The following is a 1324-nucleotide window of genomic DNA, read 5'->3' as shown; positions in this document are numbered from 1 at the left end:
CCGCTGTCGGCGTTGCAGGCGGGGATGGTGTTCCACACCCAGCTGGAGCAGTTCAGCGGGTTGTATCACGACATCGTGACCCGGCAGTTGCGCAGCCCGTGGCGGCCGGAGGCCTTTTCGCAGGCGTTGGCGTCGTGCGTGGCCGAGCACCCGGTGCTGCGCACGGGGTTCAGGCTGGACGGCGCGCGGCCGTTACAGTTCGTGCGGCGGGAGGTGGCGCTGCCGCTGCGGGTGGAGGACCTGCGGGCGATGTCGGAACCGGCGCAGGAAGAACACCTGGCATCCTGGACGGAGGCGCACAAGCGTCACGTGTTCGACTGGGAGCGGGGCCCGCTGTTGCAGGTGCGGATCTTCCTGCTGGCGGAGGACCGCTTCGCCTTCGTCATGAGCTTCCATCATGCGGTGCTGGACGGCTGGAGCCTGGCGGCGCTGACGACGCAGCTCTACAACCGTTATGAGGCGGCCCTGGCGGGGCCGTTGCCGGCGTCGGAAAGCAATCGTGGTTTCCGCGACTTCATCGCGCTGGAACAGGCGGCGCTGGCCGAGCCCGGTGCCCGTGAGCACTTTGCGGCGATGCTGGAGGATGTCGATCCCCAGCAGTTGCCGCGTGGTGGCGGGTCGGATGGCGCGCGCCGGGTCCGGGTGCACCGGGTGCCGGGTTTCGAAGAGCACAGCCACAGGCTGCCGGCGCTGGCACGGCAGTTGGGCGTCCCCGTGCAGCAGGTCCTGTTGGCCGGTCACTTCAAGGTGTTGTCGCTGTTGAGCGGGCGCCGCCGTGCGGTGAGCTGCGTGACCTACAACGGCCGTCCGGAGCAGGACGGCGCGGAACAGGCGTTGGGTCTGTTCCTGAACTCGTTGCCGCTGGCGATCGACACCGGGCCGGGACGCTGGCGTGACCTGATCACGCGCACCGCGGCGGTGAGTGCGGCCAGTGTTGGGCACCGGCTGTATCCGATCTCGCGGATCCAGCAGGACGTGGGCCTGACGTTCGAGGAGGTGGCGTTCAACTTCACCAACTTCCACGTTTACCGGGATGCGGTGGCCCCGGTGAACAGCGAGCTGGAAGTGTTGGACTCGGACATGTACGAGGAAACCAACTTCCAGTTCCTGGCCGACTTTTCGCAGGCGCTGGACGGCGACATGCTGTTCCTGACGCTCAAGTATGACGGGTCGGTATTCGATCAGCGCCTGATCGAGCGTATCGGTCGCTACTACGAGGCCGCGTTTGCACGGCTTGCCGAGGATATCGACGGCTCCCATCTGGCGGCGCCGCTGCTGGACGAATCCGAACTGACCCAACTGCGCGACAGCCGCAATGCGACCG

General features: G+C 67.0%; 1 protein-coding gene. It reads left to right on the top strand.

What is annotated here, in order from left to right:
- A partial coding sequence (locus tag FKV24_RS18960; RefSeq protein ID WP_211371930.1) for a condensation domain-containing protein occupies positions 1 to 1324 on the top strand: 1324 nt, incomplete at both ends.

The organism is Marilutibacter maris (genome assembly GCF_006546735.2).
Lineage (GTDB): Bacteria > Pseudomonadota > Gammaproteobacteria > Xanthomonadales > Xanthomonadaceae > Marilutibacter > Marilutibacter maris.
The sequence above is the reverse complement of the archived record's forward strand: the minus strand, read 5'-3'. Positions and strand labels throughout refer to the sequence as shown.